The organism is Paenibacillus tabacirhizosphaerae (genome assembly GCF_040812395.1).
Classification (GTDB): domain Bacteria; phylum Bacillota; class Bacilli; order Paenibacillales; family NBRC-103111; genus Paenibacillus_E.
In genome coordinates, this window is the sequence record NZ_JBFNXH010000011.1 from 56,892 (window position 1) to 72,654 (window position 15,763).

At 46.2% G+C, this 15,763-nt stretch carries 13 protein-coding genes; 2 read left to right on the forward strand and 11 right to left on the reverse strand.

Annotated features, from left to right (window positions below; all coding sequences use genetic code 11):
• Positions 1 to 13: 13 nt before the first annotated feature.
• The 8 genes from ABRS97_RS18840 to ABRS97_RS18875 form a co-directional block, all read right to left on the reverse strand.
• Positions 14 to 577, reverse strand: a complete 564-nt coding sequence (locus ABRS97_RS18840; RefSeq protein ID WP_367816588.1) for a 4Fe-4S dicluster domain-containing protein — start codon at positions 575 to 577, stop codon at positions 14 to 16.
• The gene (locus ABRS97_RS18845; protein WP_367816586.1) at positions 574 to 2,745 is read right to left on the reverse strand and encodes a molybdopterin oxidoreductase family protein; all 2,172 of its coding nucleotides are present in this window, start codon (positions 2,743 to 2,745) and stop codon (positions 574 to 576) included. Before ABRS97_RS18845 ends, ABRS97_RS18840 begins: the two co-directional genes overlap by 4 nt.
• The gene (locus ABRS97_RS18850) at positions 2,732 to 3,772 is read right to left on the reverse strand and encodes a hypothetical protein (protein ID WP_367816584.1); all 1,041 of its coding nucleotides are present in this window, start codon (positions 3,770 to 3,772) and stop codon (positions 2,732 to 2,734) included. The genes ABRS97_RS18845 and ABRS97_RS18850 overlap by 14 nt, the downstream gene beginning before the upstream one ends.
• Positions 3,773 to 4,044: 272 nt before the next feature.
• Entirely contained in the window at positions 4,045 to 5,277 is a 1,233-nt protein-coding gene (locus ABRS97_RS18855) for a hypothetical protein (RefSeq protein WP_367816582.1), read from the reverse strand.
• A gap of 29 nt (positions 5,278 to 5,306) precedes the next feature.
• Positions 5,307 to 6,023, reverse strand: coding sequence for an iron-sulfur cluster repair di-iron protein (gene ric, locus ABRS97_RS18860; RefSeq protein WP_367816580.1), 717 nt, complete (start codon positions 6,021 to 6,023; stop codon positions 5,307 to 5,309).
• Positions 6,024 to 6,448: 425 nt separating this feature from the next.
• Positions 6,449 to 6,670: a hypothetical protein gene (locus tag ABRS97_RS18865; RefSeq protein ID WP_367816578.1), complete on the reverse strand. Its 222-nt coding sequence runs from the start codon at positions 6,668 to 6,670 to the stop codon at positions 6,449 to 6,451.
• 108 nt (positions 6,671 to 6,778) lie between these two features.
• Positions 6,779 to 7,363 (reverse strand): TetR/AcrR family transcriptional regulator, encoded by a 585-nt coding sequence (locus tag ABRS97_RS18870; RefSeq protein ID WP_367816576.1) that lies wholly within the window; start codon positions 7,361 to 7,363, stop codon positions 6,779 to 6,781.
• 123 nt (positions 7,364 to 7,486) lie between these two features.
• Positions 7,487 to 9,547, reverse strand: coding sequence for a methyl-accepting chemotaxis protein (locus ABRS97_RS18875; protein ID WP_367816574.1), 2,061 nt, complete (start codon positions 9,545 to 9,547; stop codon positions 7,487 to 7,489).
• 280 nt (positions 9,548 to 9,827) lie between these two features.
• On the opposite strand from ABRS97_RS18875, the gene ABRS97_RS18880 reads away from it, so the two are divergent.
• The gene (locus tag ABRS97_RS18880) at positions 9,828 to 10,652 is read left to right on the forward strand and encodes a MerR family transcriptional regulator (RefSeq protein WP_367816572.1); all 825 of its coding nucleotides are present in this window, start codon (positions 9,828 to 9,830) and stop codon (positions 10,650 to 10,652) included.
• A 40-nt stretch (positions 10,653 to 10,692) separates the two neighbouring features.
• The gene (locus tag ABRS97_RS18885; protein WP_367816570.1) at positions 10,693 to 11,715 is read left to right on the forward strand and encodes a serine hydrolase domain-containing protein; all 1,023 of its coding nucleotides are present in this window, start codon (positions 10,693 to 10,695) and stop codon (positions 11,713 to 11,715) included.
• 195 nt (positions 11,716 to 11,910) lie between these two features.
• Here ABRS97_RS18885 and ABRS97_RS18890 read toward each other — a convergent pair whose 3' ends face one another.
• The 3 genes from ABRS97_RS18890 to nirB form a co-directional block, all read right to left on the reverse strand.
• Positions 11,911 to 12,399 carry a DUF2798 domain-containing protein gene (locus ABRS97_RS18890; RefSeq protein ID WP_367816568.1) on the reverse strand — a complete coding sequence of 163 codons (489 nt, stop codon included), beginning with the start codon at positions 12,397 to 12,399 and terminating at the stop codon, positions 11,911 to 11,913.
• A gap of 527 nt (positions 12,400 to 12,926) precedes the next feature.
• Entirely contained in the window at positions 12,927 to 13,265 is a 339-nt protein-coding gene (gene nirD / locus ABRS97_RS18895) for a nitrite reductase small subunit NirD (protein ID WP_367816566.1), read from the reverse strand.
• 41 nt (positions 13,266 to 13,306) lie between these two features.
• Positions 13,307 to 15,745: a nitrite reductase large subunit NirB gene (nirB, locus tag ABRS97_RS18900; RefSeq protein WP_367816565.1), complete on the reverse strand. Its 2,439-nt coding sequence runs from the start codon at positions 15,743 to 15,745 to the stop codon at positions 13,307 to 13,309.
• Between the last annotated feature and the right edge of the window lie 18 nt (positions 15,746 to 15,763).

The following is a 15,763-nucleotide window of genomic DNA, read 5'->3' on the forward strand; positions in this document are numbered from 1 at the left end:
CATCACAAGTAAATTAGAACAATTTTTGTTTTCCTTGCAGAATGCCCGGAAGGCTTATCTTGACATTCGTTTCCCCTTCTAATGGGTCAAAAGGCGAATGGCTTGCCGTCCATTTGCCCAGCTTATGCTGCTCGTTCTTCGCCGCCAATTCTTCCTCGGTTAGCCATTGAAGCGTGTTCGTTGGGCAAACGGATGCACACATGGGCGGAATGCCGTCTTTGGTCCGATCATAGCAAAGGTCGCATTTGTACATCAGATTCTGCTCTTCATCGAATTTCGGGATGCCATAAGGGCAAGCGATGGTACAATTTTGGCAGCCGATACATTTCTCGACCAAGGCCGATAGCACCGCGCCTTCTTCTGTTATCTGAATGGCTTGAGCCGGACAGCTTCGGGCGCAAGCCGGATTTACACAGTGGAGACACATCAATGGAATGGTTTGACGAGTGACCAGCGGATTAACATCATAGACATAGTTGCGATTTCTTTCATCGTGGCCTCCGCATTGCGTACAGGCAGCCAAACAGCTTCGACAGCCGATGCAATTATCCATTTCGATGTATAAATGTTGTTTCATCGGATGTTCACCCTCTCCGGTTGCTTCTCAATCTGGGCTGCGCACACCTTAAACTCCGGCATTCTGGACATAGGATCTAGCGCGGGTATCGTCAGCAAATTAATCGACTGCTCATGGCCGAAATGATACGGAACGAATACGGTATCTTTACGAATCGCTTCAATAATTTTCACTTTATAAAAGGCTTCTCCACGCCGTGTATATAGCCGGATTACCTCGTCATGCGCGATGCCGTAGTGCGCCGCCGTTTCCGGATGCACCTCGACGTATGGCTCCGGACACATGTCCCGCAGGAAAGGAATTCTTCTTGTTTGATTCCCGGATAAGTAATGATACACAACCCGGCCTGTCGTAAGCCGGAGCGGATATTGCTCGCATGGCTCTTCGGCAGGCGGCCTGTAAGGCAGCGCACATAACTGGGCTTTGCCATCCGCATGGTAGAACTTGTGATCCAGGAACATATGCGGCGTGCCAGGATCTTCTGCGCTCCGGCATGGCCAGAATACGCCGTTTTGCTTTTCGATCTTATCCCAAGTCGCTCCGTAATAGTCGGCATATCCGCCTTTGGAAGCGAACCGGAACTCATCCGCTACATCGCGAGCCGTCTTCAGATGGCTGAAATACTTCCCTCTGCCTAATCGTTCAGCCAGCTCTACCTGAATCAACCAGTCAGGCTTCGACTGCCCGATGGGTTCCTGAGCCTTATTGATTTTAATAATTCGGCCTTCCAGATTAGTTACCGTTCCTTCATCTTCCGACCAGGTTACCGATGGCAGTACAACATCCGCGAATTCAGCGGATTCGGATAAGTAGATATCGGCGCAAACCATGAAATCCAGATTTTGAAGCGCCGCGCGAACGAAGTTCTGATTCGGCGCGGATACAGCCGGATTCGAGCATAGCAGATACAATCCGCGGATCGTCTTTTCCTGCATAAGCCCGAACATCTCATACGCCGATACACCGGGCTGCGGCATCTCTTCCGGGGTAATTCCCCACACCCTGCACACTTCTTCAACGTGCTTCGGATTCGTGATTTTACGGTATCCCGGAAGCGCATCGGCCTTCTGCCCATGCTCCCTTCCGCCTTGACCGTTTCCTTGTCCCGTGAAAGTAGCAACGCCTGATTTCGGACGTCCGATTTTCCCGGTCACTAAGCACATGTTGGTGTAAGCCGATACGTTGTCCGACCCTTTAATCTGTTGTTCAATCCCGCGTGCGAACATGACGACGGCATTGGGCGCCTTGCCATAAATCTCGGCGGCACGCATTAATTTCTCAGGAGCCACGCCCGTGATTTCGCTCGTATATTCTGGCGTGAATTCCTTCACAACCTCTTTCATTTCCTCAAAGCCCTTAGTGTGATTCGCGACAAATTCTGCATCAACGTGGCCGTTTTGGATTAATAGATGGATCATACAATTGGCAAGCGCCAAGTCTGTCCCCGGACGCAAGTCGAGATGAATATCCGCGCGCCTAGCAATCGGCGTTTCTCTGGGGTCGGCTACGATCAAATAACCGCCGCGATTCTGAACTTCCCATACCCGGAACATCGAGGTCGGGTGGCATTCCGCCGTATTGCTGCCGGCGATGAACAAGCAGTCCGTTTCATGAAGGTCCGTCCAAGGCAGTGTAGAACCTCTATCTACCCCAAAGCTGCGAAGGAACCCGGCCGCCGCGCTCGACATGCAGAATCGGCCATTATAATCAATGTAGCGGGTTTGCAGCCCGACCCGGGCGAATTTGCCGGTAAGGTAACATTTTTCGTTGGTCATGGATACGCCGCTGAATACAGAAAGCGAGTCTTTGCCGTGCTTGCCTTGCAGCTCTTGAAATCTTTTCACGATCAACGCATAAGCCTCTTCCCAGCTTGCTTCGCGGAAGCCAAGCTTCGTTCCTTTGAGCGAAGCATCGTCACGGATTAAGGGCAGCAAGAGGCGATCCTGATGATTGGTTTGTTGATAAGCCGTCACGCCTTTAGGACACATCTTGCCTAGCGTCACAGGCCAATCATATCGCGGCTCAACGCCGATAATGGTATTCGTAGATTTATCCACGCGAAGGTTCATGCCGCACTGCATACCGCAATAGGAACAATGCGTCGGCACCAGCTCTTCGTTCGGGTGCTTTTTATTGGCGATTACCTTAAAAAATTTATCCTTTGGCATTTTGATTGGACTCCTTTACGCGAATCTGGTGGGTCGGTATTCCAGTGAAGCGGGACATTCTGTATTTCCGGCGGCATGGCAGGCAAAGCTCAGCCAAATGAAAGCCTTCCTCTGTTTTAAATTCAATCTCATTCACTTTCAGCACGGCGATGACATCGTTGGATTGTTCGACGGAAACGAAGCCGGTTCCGCAAACTTTACATTGTTTGGCCGCTTGCTCTGTATAATGTTCTCGGTAATTCCGGGCAAAGACGCTCATCGGACGGAACGGGATGTGTGCCAGTTTACCGAAAGGGATATAAATAAGCGTTACGATAACGGACCATTGATGGACTAGTGTGACAACCGGGTGCCCGTATCCCCGGAGGAAAATATTGCAGAAAGTAAGCAATAATCCGGTTAAGCTAACAAAAAGCAGCATATACAGCGGGAGGAAATCATAGATAAATGTTTGCTCCGCTCGAGCCTGCATGTTCTTGATTCTGCGATACAGGGCCATGCAAACGCCGCCGATGACCATGAACGCTGTAATATTGAGCGCATTATAGAAGAGAAATCCGAGCATGCCATCCGCTTTAATTTTCATCAAGTCGATCCCGAAACCGACAACGGTATACGTGCCGTTCTCTCCCATCGTGAAGTACATCCAACCGAACACAAGCGGAAACGTCACGAACGCTGATAAAATGCAGCCCCAACCTAGGAGAACGTGCTGTGTCCAGCGATACCACCCGCGATTCCAGATAAACCGATAGGTGACCAGATGCTCAGCGGTTGTCTGAGGCGTACTTTTTCGAAATAACAATTTGATGCCTTTCTTCAAAATGATTTTCGTTGGCGGCCGCTCTCCCCAAGCAATAAACCGGTAAAAGAAACCGCAAATGAATACCACCGTGCCCACCATATACCCATATAAGGCCAAATCAATGTGTGTGAAAAACCTCGAACCGACTCCCATGAGAATAATTAGTCCGCAAACAGCTAGAAAGACACATTTGGCGAATTTTGACGCGAACGCTCGATCCATGATTTATCATTGCCCCTTCACTCGTAATCTCATAGTTACATTTAAACATGCACACGCCGTCCTGCTCTGTGAGAAAAATCACTGTGGATTTATTTCAATTGAAAATGAACCCATTTAACAGGCGCTTGATCCCAATATACGGGCTCGCAGCAGCCCAAGATGTGATCTCAAACACATTTATGCAGTTGTCATGATTTCGACAAAAAAAGCAGCCCTCTCTCAGATCTTCGAAGATCTAAGGGAAAGCCGCTGTCTCTAATGAAGCGGTTAGCCTAACGTGCAAATACACGGGCGATCAGGCTTATATATCCAAGGGAACATAAGGAAAGCGCGCATCCGCCGATCCAAACCAACGCCATACCATTGATGCCAATGCCTAGCAGGAGGAGAAGCAGTCCACCGCACATGCCGGCCATCCCGGCCTTTACGTACCGATCTTCTATCAGATCGTTCATAACAGGAACCTTCACTTTGCCTGCCAGAGGGCCGTACTTATGCGTCCACCATAAAAAAGGAACTATTTTAGACAAATAACCAAGAATGGTCATAGCTACCCATCCATAGAGATACAGCCACCCCGTCACGATAAGCAGCTTCTCGTCCCCGAATCGTTCCGGGTTTACCAGCCAAACGCCGAGGAGAACAACAACGTAAACAAGAAGCCCTCTGGTGCAGAAAATGGACCAACGAATCCCGGAGCCCGGGGACCCTTTATGGCGGTGCTTCCGGATGTCTCTGATATGAGCTTCGTAAGCAAGGAGCGCCGCCAGGATGAAGCCGATCGCTACGCCAAGGAAGGGAGCATCCCCTCCCAGTATGAATTGACCCGCTCCAAGGAGTGTTGCCGCATTCCAGAGTATAACAATGACAATCGGCCGTTTGGGCGATTCTCCGTGGGACAAGTAGAACATAGGGAGCATTTTGTAGCTGAAGCCCGTAATTAATAAGCCGAACCATCCGAGCGTTCCCATCCAGATATGAGCGGAAAGCAAGCGATCGTGAATGCCGCCCCAGATGGGATAAACGAAGTCAATCCCCATCATGATGCCTAGCATCCCGGTCATCACCAGATACCCCACGGCACAAGCTGTGCTCACGGTAATCGCGTTCCACTGTGCGGCGAGACGCATCGTTTGGCCGATATTCCAGGCAAACAGGCAGATGCCAAGCCAAGTCACAACCGCCCCCACGGCAATCCAGCTAACCTCCAGGCGGAGAAATCCTACTAATAAGATGACCGAACCAACAAGAAAGCACGCATAATGAACGTAACCCAGCTTACGGCTGTAGAGCTTACGTTGGAGCACCACATCCATCAACTGATAGACGGCCCCCATAGCGATCATCGTGCCCCAATCCAGTACGATCAGGTGAATGCGGAACCATCCTTCCGGATTCCTCGGAGGCTCTGCCACCCAAGATCCTAAGGAAAACAAAGATAGTACGTGAAACCCGATAAAACTAAGAATCCCGGTTACTATAAACAATAGCGGAAGCCTAAACATGGATACTCCCCCTTAACACATGCTGAAGCTTACTGTTTGGGTGCGAGTTGAGCAGTCAGTTTGGGGCGATGAAACAAAATATTGTTCTCTACATGGATGTGTTGGAACATATCCGCTTCCAATTCCTCCAGCTTCAAGTAAGTGAGCCGAAACGTCGTGCAGGCATCCTCCGGCAGCTCATAATCTTGGGTAATTTCCCTGATTTGTTTTAAAAGATCGCCGGATCCCTCATGCTCTTGTTCGAGACTGTCCAGAATTTCAAGGAGCTTCTCTCTTTTCTCTGCTGTGGGCTCTTTCTCAAACTCGGTTAAAGCCGGGAAAGCTTCCAACTCTTCTTTCTCCATATGCTGCTCCATTTCACTTTTCAATGCGCCAAACCTTTGATGAACTTGAAGAAGCTCGGGGTGGTGAGCGCCATGTACGCGCGCGACCTTGTTCACATATTCGCTGAGCTGCGGCAGCGCTGTTTTCAAGTAGCCATGATGGTTTCGAATGATATAGTCGATTAATTCGCTGGAGCTTAGTTCCTGCCAATTCAGGTTCGCAGGTATGGGAGATTGGGCAGCTTCATTAAGACTATTTAGCAAAGCATCTTCCGCGATAGGCCGGTTTTGAATCACTTGAAGCAGGGATTGATTGCCTCCGCAGCAGAAATCAATGCGGTATTCTTTGAATACCTCCGCTGTCTTGGGGAACCTTGTCACAATATCTCCGACGCGATCGGTTAATTGAATGTACGTTGCCATGTTAAATCCTCCTCGTCACTGTGTTTCTGAGTCCACTATAACGAAAAGTCGGTTAACCTTGTGTGAGCGTCGTCACACTAATGCTGATTTGCCGTCACACTTCTCTGCTAGCACGATGGGCGGCTAATCTCTGCGTATCCTAAATCAAAAGCCCTTTGTACCCATTTGTTCTCTCTCCTTCTTCATCGATGGTTGTAGGGGAACTCTCTGAAATTCCGTACCGCTGGTGAAAGCGGCGTAAAAAAGGCGGTGCCCACCAATTCGCTTTTCCAGCCAGTTTCATGAAGGCAGGAACCAAAATGAAGCGAATCAACGTCGCATCGACGAGGACGGCTAAGGCCAGTAGGAGCCAGCTTCTTTGACGGCTTCATCTACAGCCAATTCGCTCGTTAAGGCTAATCCGGTTTTAACATTGTCAGCGCTATCTACTTCCCTGCCCGGTACGATTCGGAACCGGGTACTTCCCACCTGCTAAGCGATAGCTTGCCAACAGTTCCTGCCCCGATAACGCCAGAGACAACCAATGCAAGCACTCCAACTAAAATCACAAACCATCTGGCCCGCACGGTAAATTGCCCTACTCGCCGAAGAAAAGGCACCTTGTCTTGTGCGATACGAATTGGATCTTCACGTCTTGGATTTCCCATTCCAATGTCCTCCCTTGAATACGATATAATTTAGTTGGTTACTCAATCAAAATAAAACAATAAATTGTTTGGTTAATCAACCAATACTGCTTAAAAACATGTCTTACATTAGGAGAAAACTCTCTTTATGTAAGACTCCATCAACAAAGCTAATGTACTGTATGCCTCGTCGTAATCAAACTCCTCATCGCTCATTTGCTGCAGTCCCAGACCGTCAAATGTCGCAAGGAGAATCGCGCTTAATGGACGAGAATGCTCCTCCGGCAGCTTGGCTACCGATTCAATAAATCCCTGTAAATGTTTGCGTTTCATCGATAAAGTGTCCTTAATATTCTCAGACACGGACGGTTTTCGAAGGCCCAACGCATACAACTCATAACGGAGTTTAATCCAGGCAGGATGGTCTAATACCCTCTGCTTAGGTACGTTCAGTGCCGATTTGATCGATTCAGACGTCAAAGGCCGGTTTCCTACCTCTTTAATAAAATCCAACGATTCGCAATACCGTTCCGAGTCGCGCCGAAAAACTTCGGCGTACAAAAGATCCTTGTTGGAAAAATAATAATAAATCAACCCTTGAGCTACACCGGCAACACGTGCAATTTCTTTGGTGGAAGCATTATCATAACCATTTTCAGCTAAAACTTGATAAGCAGCATCAATGATTTTATCTTTCTTATCGTTATCTGTCATATTGTCTCCGTTGGCTCTTGAATGTATTGAGTGGTTACTCAAACAAATCTTATCACAAGACAAGATTATCTTGAAAAATCTAGCAAATCAAGGATGGAGTTTTCACCCCATCCTTTTTCGACCTTATTTAACCTTAAACTTAGAAGCCGCTTCTGCGAGCTCACTTGTCAGTTGATTAATCGTTTCTACCATGCCAGCGAGCTGTTGTACGGTTACCGACTGCTCCTGCATGGTTGCTGTCACTTCCTCAACAGAAGCAGACACCTCTTCACCCGAGGCTGAAAGGCTTTGTGCCGACTCAAGAACTTCATCCTTAGCTTTTTCCATGCGAGTAACATCATTTGCCATAGCCTTAATTTGTTCTGTAATTTCGGTGACATTCTCTAGGATCGTTTTGAATGCTTGTTGTGTTTGACCTACAAACTCATCTTGCTTAGCTGAAATACTTCGGATTTCATTTACACTTTCATTGTTTTCCGCTACGAAAGTTAGATTTTGCTGTATAATCGCATTGATTTCATTTGATTGCTTCGAGCTTTGCTCGGCAAGTTTGCGAATCTCAGATGCGACAACCGCAAACCCTCTACCATGCTCTCCTGCTCTTGCCGCTTCAATGGATGCATTGAGAGCAAGCAAGTTCGTTTGGCTGGCAATGTCGCTGATAGCCCCGGTGATCTTGCTAATATTGGTGGAGCTTTCTTGAAGTTTTAACGTTATTGCCGAAATTTTGTAAACCTCTTCTTCATTCTTGTCATTGATTCGAATCAGGTTTTCAACCACTTCTTTGCTGGCATGGAACACATCCACAATTTCCTCTGCTCTTTCCTTCACGGATTGAGCCTTATCATTCATGGCCACAATTTTTTCACCAAACCCGTAGAATTGATCTACGATGTTTTCAGTATCATGAGATTGTGACTCCATTGCTTTAGCAATCTCCATCGATGTTACTGAGGTTTCGTTAATGGACTGAGTGGTTTGTTTGGATGCTTTGTCTAGTTCATTTGTACTGGCATTTAATATAGAAATAGACTTATTCATATTAATAATCAGCTCTTTATTTTGCCCAACCATGCTGTTGAAACTATCTGCCAAATCATTAAATTCACTGTCATACTTACCACTTGTAATTACCGTCAAATCTCCAGAGGCAAGCTGTTTGAACAATATAGTCAACTTAATAATCGGATTTGCAATATAGCGAGACAACAACATACCCGCTCCAATTGCGACCACAATCGCCAAAACAGTGATCATAATCATTTGCAAGAACAATGATTGAATTGGTCGTTTAATATCCGAGTAACTATCAATAACGGATACCGTCCAATCCGCATTAGGAATCTTGTTGTATCGAAGATAATCAGAACCAAAGTCTGTATCCACTTGTATCATCTCACCAAGAGCTCGTTGCTTCAAGAATTCGACCGTTCCTGGATCATCGAGTTTCTTGCCGATTCTTGAATCATCCGTTGAGTTGTAAAGTACAGTGCCTCCACGGCTTAAGATCTCAATTTCACCTTCGCCATTAATTTTTATTTTGCCCAATTTATCGACAAAGAACTTGCTGTCTACCGTTGAGGCATATACGCCAAGAACTTTTCCGTTTTCATCTTTAATCGGATGGGAAAAGGCAATAAGGAGTTTACCGCTGCTCTTTGAATCAATAGCATCACTAATAAAGGAATTACCTTTAATTGATTGCGTAAAATACTCACGATCTGAGCGGGATTGACCAATAGTGTCGCCTTTACTCCCCGCTACAATGATCCCTTTGGAATCGAGCACCAAAAACGACTCGTTGCCTCTTGTTCCTTGAAAGCTTTTTGCTAAGATTTCATTTGCTTTATTGAAGTATGGGTTTTTAGCAGAAAGGAAATCCGCATCGGACATTTTAGCTTCTTCTCTAAGCTTCAACATATCTCGGAATGTACTATGCACGGAAATTAGATATGAAGCTTGCTCTTGAAGTTGAACAGCCGTATAAAGGCCTTCTCCAATTCTATCAGCATTACCATTGATTTCATCCTTGCTTTTTTGCAATAGCAAGCCAGATCCAAAATGATAAAAAGATATGGATGAGGCTGATAGCACTAAAACCACTAGTAAACTGATTAGTAGGGGCAGTTTAACACGTAAAGACATATTACGAATTCGGTTCATAGTTCCTTGTTTTTTAGTCATGGTGTCGTCTTCTCTCTGTGTTTGGATTTCTTGAAGCATCTCTCGCATTCATTTATTTTTATCGGAATTAAGCGGAGGATTCTGAATAGAACCTTGGGATGGTTTGCTTCCAACCAACAACGAGTTTCATGCAGGCAAGTATGTATAATTATATGGGTATGCATAACGCAGTTGACTTTGCCCTTAGGGTAAAGGGTAAAGTGATCAGTAGAATACAACAAAGTATCGATACTTTAAAGCATTCAGTCCTTATAAAAATATGAAGAAGGGAGGTCGCCTCTTGCTATCGATTGGTGAATTCTCGAAGATATGCGAAGTATCTACAAAAACGCTTCGATATTATGATGAAATTGGATTAATCAATCCTGATGAAATCAATCCTGAAAATGGTTATAGGTATTATTCCATCAGGCAGCTAAAAAAGATGCTCTTTATCAACCGTTTGAAAGATTACCATTTTTCTCTGGAAGAAATCAAAGCCATTCTGGAATTGGAAGATGATCAAGCAGAAGAGCAGCTTTGTTCTGTCCTTAATCGAAAGAGAAGGGACATCCAGGAAAAACTAAACGCTTTTGAATATACCCTAAAACAAATGAGTAACGATATTTTAAATTTAGAGAAGGGCATCCCAATTATGTCATACCTTGACAATATAGTCGTGCAACTTGTTGAAACCCAGCCAATGAATATCCTTTATACACGTCAGATGATGAGTAGTGATGACTATGCGCTAGGATATGAAACGTGTTTTAGCAGGCTATATGAAAAGATTGCTACCGAAAAACTCACCTTGCTTGGTACGCCAATGACGATTTATCACAGCCCTGAATACAATCCTGCCGGCAATGATACAGAGTTTGCCATCCCGATAGAGGAGACTGTAAAGGGAACGAGAGATTTGCCTGGAGGCCTTTGTGCGAAGTCTGTTCTAAAGGGGGCATACCCAGAATTGACATCGGTATATGCTAAGCTGAGGGAATGGGCAGAAAATGAAAGATATGAGTTGGTGAATTCACCATATGAAGTATACGTAACGGATCCCAACCAAGCCACCGATCCTGAGGACATTGTTACCGAGGTGTATTTTCCTGTAAAGAAAAAATAGTAAGCACTAAACAAAAAACGTCTTTTAGGAGGTTCCTAGCATGCAAAGAAACTACTGGCCAACTACAGACTGGCAAGCCGTAGATCCGGCAACCTTGAGGATGGACTCTGAAAAGCTTTCAGAGCTTGAACCTATAATAAAATCCGAGTACAGCAATATAAACAGCATTGTTGTTGTGAGAAATGGATATATGGCTTATGAAAGATATTATAATGGCTATGGCCCGGATGATACGCACCATGCGACATCTGTAACGAAAAGCATCATATCTGCCCTCATTGGTATTGCCATAGAGGCAAGATTTATTAAAAATGTAGACCAGAAGGTGCTGGATTTTTTCCCCGAATATGTTCCCGATGCCGCTGATGGGCAGAAACGAGAAATCACCATCCGCCATCTTCTCACGATGACAGCTCCCTATCCATTTGAGGATTGGCACGAACCGCTGGACAAGATGTGTATGCAACCAGACTGGGTTAAGTATACGCTGGATATGCTCGGCCAAAAAGGAAATATTGGAACTTTTAAATATTCCACCGCAGGGGCGCACCTGCTTTCAGCCATCATCACTCGCAGCACAGGAAAAAGTGCTCGTGAATTTGCGGGCGAACACTTATTTAAACCCATCGGCATGAAAGAAATCCCGGATTATAAAATGAACTCATTTGAGTTTGAGGATTTATTCGGGAAAAATGTGAAGGGATGGGTTTCAGATCCAAACCGCAACTCCACAGGAGGCTGGGGACTTACGCTAACTCCCCGTGATATGGCACGTTTTGGCTTACTATATCTGAACCGTGGCAATTGGGACAATAATCAGATTATTTCGGGGACATGGATTGACGAATCAACAGCGATGAACCCCAATAAATACGGTTATCTATGGTGGTTAGGCGAAGAGGACGGAGTTTTTGCATACTTAGCACTAGGCGATGGCGGTAATGCCATCTGTTGTATTCCAGATAAAAACCTGGTCATAGCCATTGCATCAGCATTCATCATGAATCCTCGTGATAGGTGGACACTGATTAAGGAATATATTATCCCGTCTGTAATCGACTAAACTTAAAAAGCATACCCGTCCAACGAAAAATAAAAAACTCCGTCACGCTTTCTTGCACTTGCGGGTATGGGCTGCTGATCTGCGTCTGGCGCGGATTAGCCTGCCCAATAGTTGAGAAAAGGCAGCAGCTCCAATTGGGTCCGCCGCCTTCTCTTGTTACTATTGAACTCTTGTTATCCGTTTGTTGACTATCGTTTAGCTTAAAGATCCCATTATTCTTTTATCTTTAACGAATTTCACAAATAAATACCGAACAAGCGGACCCACAATGATGAGTTGAAGAGGAAAAGCAAAAACAAAATTTTTAAACACTAAAGAAAAGTAACTTTCAAGCAATGATTCTCCCATCAGACTGTCGGAAAAGTAAGCATTCCCCAATCCATAAAGTGACATAAAGAGAACCATTCCACTCACCATAAAAAAGGCAAGAGATAGAATCACAAATGCCTTCTTAGATTTGTCAAATGGTAATGATAAAGCAATTTTTTTTGCCACTGGACCGACAATAAATAATTCTAATAAGGATGCAATAATAAAGACTAGAATAAGTTGAGTAAGTATTTCTTTCAATGATAATGTGCCGATCAAGCCGTGTGTAAATAAGTTATAAAATGTCATGAACACGACCATCCCCAAGCACATCATCAATCCAAAATAAAAATCTTCTTTCTTAGTTGTCGGCAATCTCCATCATCCTTTCTGTTCACCCTTGTTATTATAGCGATAGTAGAAACCTCCGCATAAGTGAACAGTCTGTGAACGTTTTGAAGTTGACTGTCATTTCCTACTTTATTACTATTGTAGCTGAGATTGCTTTCTTTAAGACCGGCAGCCTTCTTTGGGAATCCCAAACGGTTCTCAATTGATATAAATTAAGAAGAACCTAGCGGAAGATCACCGCTAGGTTCTTTGCTGATCTACTCTGTGCTGCCGAACCGCCTATTTCCCCATGCACAGCGATATCGACGGAACTACGATGCCTTATTCCACGGCAACCGTCCCTTTTCTCCCCCGGAAGAGGAACTAGGGTGCGTTAAATGAGCCAAAATGTGCTTACAACCCATCATTTCCTGCTCATAACGCACCGTAGTTCCGCGAAATGTCCCTACAACCAAAAATACCGCCTCTTAACGCATCTACGTTCTGCTCGCCCGTGCAAAAAGACGATCTACCGCAACCCGCGAGCGGATTGCAGTCATATTCGGAAGGCGCTACGCTAAGCCGACCAGCACATTAGAGCCTTCTAGTTTTACAGGAAATACCCTTACTTGCCCCGTATCCGGAAGCTGGACTTCCCCGGTAAGCAGGCTTATTTTGCAATCGCGCAGCGGACAGTACACATAATCCCCGCTGACGAGCCCCTCAGCGAGAGGCCCTCCTTTCTTATGTCCTGTTCGATTCTCCAATGCATACAGCAGATCCTCTGCAACACGAAACACAGCGATCTCGGTTTCACCAAGTTGAACGGCCTTTCCGAGATGCAGAGGGAAATCCTCCCTTACACCTATCGAATAATAACTTACTCTATCGATGACCTTAACTGCCTCCATCGTATTCCCTCCCTCACTTCATCTCATCACTTCACTTCACATTACTTTACTTGAATGCTCTCGTACAATTGATGCCGCAGCTCTTCCTGCTCCACTACATCCTTCCAAGGATCGTGCAAGCCAAGAAGCGCCTGTTCAATCCGCTGCTCCAGCTCTTTGCGCCGCTCGATATTCACAACAACTTCATCGATAATGGTTTGAATGCCTAACCGTTCGATCCAATCGGAGGTTCGTTCCCCATACTTGCCGGTTTCCCGATAAAACTGAATGAACGCACCCGCAAGCTGAATCAATTCTTCATCTGTTTTCACCTTACACAAAAGGTCCGCAGCTCTTAATTTCACGCCGCCGTTACCGCCCACATAAATTTCCCATCCGCCATCATTGCCGATAATGCCGAAATCCTTAATCTCTGCTTCGGCGCAATTACGAGGGCAGCCGTTAACCGCCATTTTGAACTTGGCAGGCATCCAGAGCCGTTCGAATTTCTTCTCCAGCCAGATCCCCATGCCGATGGAATCCTGTGTGCCGAAACGGCAAAACGTAGAGCCCACGCAGGTTTTCACCGTTCGAATCGCCTTCGCGTAAGCATACCCTGACGGCATGCCAAGTTCATCCCATACTTGCGGGAGATCCTCCTTCTTCACGCCTAATAAATCGAGGCGCTGCCCGCCAGTCACTTTCACCATCTTCACGTCATACTTGTCTGCGACGTCAGCAATTTTCCGCAGCTGCTCAGGGGTCGTTACCCCGCCATACATCCGGGGAACCACCGAGTACGTACCGTCTTTTTGGATATTGGCATGTAATCTCTCATTGACGAATCTGGAATCCCGCTCATCCTCGAAGGCTTCCGGCCAAACCATGCCAATATAATAATTAATGGCCGGCCTGCATTTCGTGCAGCCTTCCGCATGCTGCCATTCCAACACGTTCATTACCTCGCGAACGTGCGTTAAGCGCTTATCTCTGATCGCAGCAATGACATCTTCACGGCTATGAGTGGTGCAGCCGCACAACGTCTCTTTCACCGCATGGCTTCCTTCATACTGATCACCGAGTGTCAGAGCAAGAAGCTGCTCCACCAACGGTTTGCACCCTCCGCAGGAGCGGCTTGCTCCGGTGCATGATTTTATTTCATCTACGGTGCTAAGCCCCTTTTCCGTAATCGCTTCAACGATCATGCCTTTCGTGACCCCGTTGCAGCCGCACACAATCTCATCCAGCGGCATCTCAGCGACTACAGTCAAAGGATTGAACCCTTCAGCGGCGGAAGTGCCCACCAATTGTCCATGAATCTCCGGAGTCATCACCACTTGCGCTTTTACCCATTTAAGCAGTTGGACAGAATCACTTACATCGCCAAATAACACGCCTCCAACAATGCGATTTTCGCTGAGCAGCACTTTTTTGTATGTTTTCTTCCAGTTATCCTGCATGCGAATGACAGCAAGCCCCGGCTCATCCTGAAAAATACCAGCAGAAAACACATCCACACCGGATATTTTCAGTTTCGTAGATACTGTCGAGCCTTGATAAGGTTCCGTCGGAACGCCGCACAAATGTTTGGCCAGCACGGCCCCTTGCTCAAATAACGGAGCGACTAAACCGTAGCTGACTCCGCGGTGTTGGTTGCATTCCCCTACAGCGTAGACATCCGGTGCGCTTGTCTGCATGAAGTCGTCTACGATAATGCCCCGGCCTACTTCTAAGCCGCAATCCCGGGCAAGTACAGTTTCGGGCGCAATCCCTGCCGCCATAACAACGAATTCCGCTTCGAGCATGGAACCGTCCTCGAACTGAAGTCCTTGAACATGTTCATCGCCTAAAATTTCTGTGGTCTTTTTATTCAATAGAAAATGAATCCCTTGCTCTTCAAGTTCTGTCTTCAACATAAGCGCCGCCGCTGAGTCCAGCTGTCGCTCCATTAAATCAGGGAATAAATGGACAACCGTAACATGCATACCTAATTTCAAAAGACCCTTAGCAGCCTCAAGACCAAGCAATCCGCCGCCAATGACGGCTGCCCGCTTGAACCTTCCCGCCGCAGCCATCATTTCATAACAATCATGAGTATCGCGGAAGCCAACAATCCCTTTCTTATTTACACCAGGTATGGGCAGCATAATCGGGTTGGAGCCTGTCGCAATGACGAGCTTATCGTAAGGCTTTATTTGCCCATTGCTTAGATGCACCCACTTAGAGACCAAATCTATTCGTGTCGCTTCAACGCCTGTAAGCAATTGAATATGGTTTCGTTCGTACCAGTCATAATCATTAAGCAGGATGTCGTCGAATGTCTTGCTTCCCTCGAGCAAATAGGATAATTGAATACGATTATAATTAGGGTGCGGTTCCTTGCCAATGACCGTAATCTCATAGTGATTCGGGACTAACTTCAACATCTGTTCAATCGTGTTTATGCCCGCCATTCCATTGCCAATCAGTACCAGCTGCGGTGCATTTTCTTTGATAAGCATGACCTCTTCCTCCTGACA

What these genes read in the sequence shown, in the direction of transcription:
- ABRS97_RS18855 (WP_367816582.1), bottom strand. Translation starts at nt 5,277, where the DNA reads ATGTTTAGGCTTCCGCTATTGTTTATAGTAACCGGGATTCTTAGTTTT.
- ABRS97_RS18845 (WP_367816586.1), bottom strand. Translation starts at nt 2,745, where the DNA reads ATGCCAAAGGATAAATTTTTTAAGGTAATCGCCAATAAAAAGCACCCG.
- ric (WP_367816580.1), bottom strand. Translation starts at nt 6,023, where the DNA reads ATGGCAACGTACATTCAATTAACCGATCGCGTCGGAGATATTGTGACA.
- ABRS97_RS18840 (WP_367816588.1), bottom strand. Translation starts at nt 577, where the DNA reads ATGAAACAACATTTATACATCGAAATGGATAATTGCATCGGCTGTCGA.
- ABRS97_RS18870 (WP_367816576.1), bottom strand. Translation starts at nt 7,363, where the DNA reads ATGACAGATAACGATAAGAAAGATAAAATCATTGATGCTGCTTATCAA.
- ABRS97_RS18850 (WP_367816584.1), bottom strand. Translation starts at nt 3,772, where the DNA reads ATGGATCGAGCGTTCGCGTCAAAATTCGCCAAATGTGTCTTTCTAGCT.
- ABRS97_RS18865 (WP_367816578.1), bottom strand. Translation starts at nt 6,670, where the DNA reads ATGGGAAATCCAAGACGTGAAGATCCAATTCGTATCGCACAAGACAAG.
- nirD (WP_367816566.1), bottom strand. Translation starts at nt 13,265, where the DNA reads ATGGAGGCAGTTAAGGTCATCGATAGAGTAAGTTATTATTCGATAGGT.
- ABRS97_RS18885 (WP_367816570.1), top strand. Translation starts at nt 10,693, where the DNA reads ATGCAAAGAAACTACTGGCCAACTACAGACTGGCAAGCCGTAGATCCG.
- ABRS97_RS18875 (WP_367816574.1), bottom strand. Translation starts at nt 9,547, where the DNA reads ATGACTAAAAAACAAGGAACTATGAACCGAATTCGTAATATGTCTTTA.
- nirB (WP_367816565.1), bottom strand. Translation starts at nt 15,745, where the DNA reads ATGCTTATCAAAGAAAATGCACCGCAGCTGGTACTGATTGGCAATGGA.